This is a genomic window from Microbacterium sp. Leaf351, assembly GCF_001423825.1.
Taxonomy (GTDB): Bacteria; Actinomycetota; Actinomycetes; order Actinomycetales; family Microbacteriaceae; genus Microbacterium; species Microbacterium ginsengisoli.
In genome coordinates this window covers 32,456-35,144 of record NZ_LMPK01000018.1, presented here as the reverse complement: position 1 = coordinate 35,144, position 2,689 = coordinate 32,456, and the positions used below count along the sequence as shown (strand labels likewise).

Here is a 2,689-nt window from a genome sequence, read left to right as displayed (position 1 = left end):
CGCGGTCGTGTGGAACGACGGCGCGTACGGCGCCGAGGTGAACCTCTACGGCCTGAAGGGCCTCGCGACGGAGCCCATGCTCATCCCCGACGTCGACTTCGCGGCCCTCGGGACGGCCGTCGGTGCCGAGGGAGTCGTGGTGCGCTCGCTCGCCGACCTCGACCGGCTCGGCACGTGGGCGGCGGAGCCGGTCGGCGAGCGGCGGTTCCTCATGCTCGATCTGCGCATCTCGCCCGACGTGATCGCGCCCTACCAGCGGGAGATCATCCGCGTGAACTCCTGACGCGGACGACCGTCACCGAGAGGGGGAATGCCGGTCCCTGGCGCAGCGTTGTGGTGCGGGCGCACACTGGAGCGCGACGAAGGGAGCCGCCATGGAAGGCCTCGAACTCACCGTGCTGCTGGGGGTCTCGATCCTCGCCGGGACGCTCCTCGCGCCGAAGCTGCGGCTCGCCACCCCGCTGGTGCTCCTGATCATCGGGCTCGCGCTCGGATTCGTGCCGGCCCTGCGCGGTGTGGAGCTCCCGCCGGAGACCGTGCTGCTGCTGTTCCTCCCGGTGATGCTGTTCTGGGAGAGCCTCACCACGTCGCTGCGGGCGGTGCGCCGGTCGCTGCGCTACATCGTGCCGATGAGCACGCTGCTGGTCGTGGCATCCGCGTTCGCCGTCGCCGGCATCGCCGCGGCGATGGGTGTGCCGTGGGAGGCGGCCCTGCTGCTGGGGGCGGCGGTCGCCCCGCCGGATGCCACGGCGGTCGCGGCGCTCGGACGCCTGCTGCCCGCGCGCACCTTCATGAAGCTCAAGGCGGAGAGCCTGACGAACGACGGCACGGCCCTCGTGCTCTACGCGATCGCTCTCTCCCTCGCCCTCGGCGGCCAGATCACGCCGTGGAGCGTCACCCTCACGGTGCTCGTGTCGTACGTCGGCGGAGCCGCGGCCGGTATCGTCGTGGCGGCCGCCGCGTACCTGCTGCTGCGGCGCCTGTCGGGAACCCTCGCGATCAACCTGACCCTGCTGCTCGTGCCGTTCACCGCCTTCCTCATCGCCGAGCTGATCGACGCGTCGGGCGTGCTCGCGGTCGTGTTCGCGGGCATCATCGTGGCCTGGGTCTCGCCGCGGGTGACGACAGCCTCGTCGAGACGGCAGGCGGATGCCGCGTGGCCGCTCGGCGTCTACCTGCTCAACGGTGCGCTGTTCGTGCTCATCGGTCTCGAGGTGCAGCACGTGGTGCACGAGATCTCCCCCGCGCAGATCGGGTGGCTCTCGCTCGTGACCGTGGGTGCCTGGCTCGCGCTACTGGTCGTGCGGTACCTCTTCCAACTGCTGTTCGCCCCGTTCTCGCGCCCGCCCGCGGGCGCGGCCGCCGGTCCCCGGCACCGGTCGCGCCTCGTGAGCACGGTGGCCGGATTCCGCGGCGCGGTCTCGCTCGCGATCGCCCTCTCGGTGCCGACGGTGACCGCGGCGGGCGCGCCCCTCGACGGACGCGACGCCGTCGTGTTCGTCACCGCCGGGGTCATCGTGCTGAGCCTGCTCGTGCAGGGGCCGCTGCTCGTCGGCGTCGTGCGCTGGGCGCGCCTGCCGCAGGACGACGCCGACCTCGACGAGATCGAGATCGCCCAGCGGGCGATCTCGGCGGCCGCCCTCGCGGCCCTCGACGACCTCGCCCTCGAGCACGGCATCAGCGACGACGTGCGCGACCGCGCGCGGCGCGACGGCTACGAGCACCTCGAGCTCGCCAATGCCCGTGCACTCGAACGACAGCGTCAGACGCTGCTCAACCGCGAGATCGCCGAGCTCGAGATCGTGATCGCGACGACCGACGACGACGCGGTGCGCGCGGACACCTCGACGACGTCGTTCGTCGCGCCGAGCGGTGCCGCGGCGGCGGCGCCTCTCGAGATGCTCGCGTCGAGCACCGACGTGGATGTCGCGCAGCGCTCCCCGATCGTGCGGTTCGACGAGGCATCCCGACTGCGGCTCGCCCTGCTCGGACGCAAGCGCGAGGTGCTGCTGCGCCTGCGGCGCGAGGGCACGATCGACGACCTCGTCGCCCGGCGACTGCAGTCGGGCCTCGACCTGGAGGAGCTGCGGCTCGACGGCGCCCGCGCACCGCGGTGAGTCAGACGGCGGCCGGCTGCCGCTGGGGCCGCAGGGTGCCCTCGAAGAACGCGGCGAGCGCGTCGGTGTCGGCGAGCGAGAGCACGTCGGCGACGTACTGGTCGGGGCGCACGACCACGACCGCGCCCGCCCGGTCGATGCCGCGCTCGGCGTAGATGTCGGTGTCGTTCCAGCGGCTCGCGCCGGCGGCGAACACCTTCTCCCAGTCGGTGATCCCGAGCGCGCCGTTGCGCGGACGGAACACCCGCGGTGCGGCCGTGACGTCGACGTCCTCGAAGCTCTGGGGCACGATCGCCTTGACGTCGAACACGGCGTCGAGCGCGGCATCCGCGGGGGTGAAGCGCCGCACCGGCGACGCGTCGGCCGTGAGCAGCCAGTCGGCGAACCGCGACAGCGCGGCCCCCTCGGCGAGCCCGTCGGCGTCGCCGAACGCGTAGATGCGCCAGCGGCCGTCGGCGCGCGCGTGGTGCCCGAGGTGGACGACGTTGCCGTCGCTCGCGAGCACGACGGGCGAGGACTTGAAGCGCTTGCCGAGCGGGAAGCCGGTGGCGAGCTCGGGGCGGGCGTGGGCG

The 2,689-nt window shown here is 73.1% G+C and carries 1 protein-coding gene and 2 pseudogenes; 2 read left to right on the top strand and 1 reads right to left on the bottom strand.

What is annotated here, in order from left to right:
- A pseudogene (locus ASG00_RS17555) lies at positions 1-283 on the top strand (thiamine pyrophosphate-binding protein); the annotation flags it as partial.
- A 91-nt stretch (positions 284-374) separates the two neighbouring features.
- A complete protein-coding gene (locus ASG00_RS06970; RefSeq protein ID WP_056207889.1) occupies positions 375-2,117 on the top strand; it encodes a Na+/H+ antiporter in 1,743 nt (580 codons plus the stop codon).
- 1 nt (position 2,118) lies between these two features.
- Here ASG00_RS06970 and ASG00_RS17550 read toward each other — a convergent pair.
- Positions 2,119-2,689: pseudogene (locus ASG00_RS17550) on the bottom strand (3-hydroxybenzoate 4-monooxygenase); the annotation flags it as partial.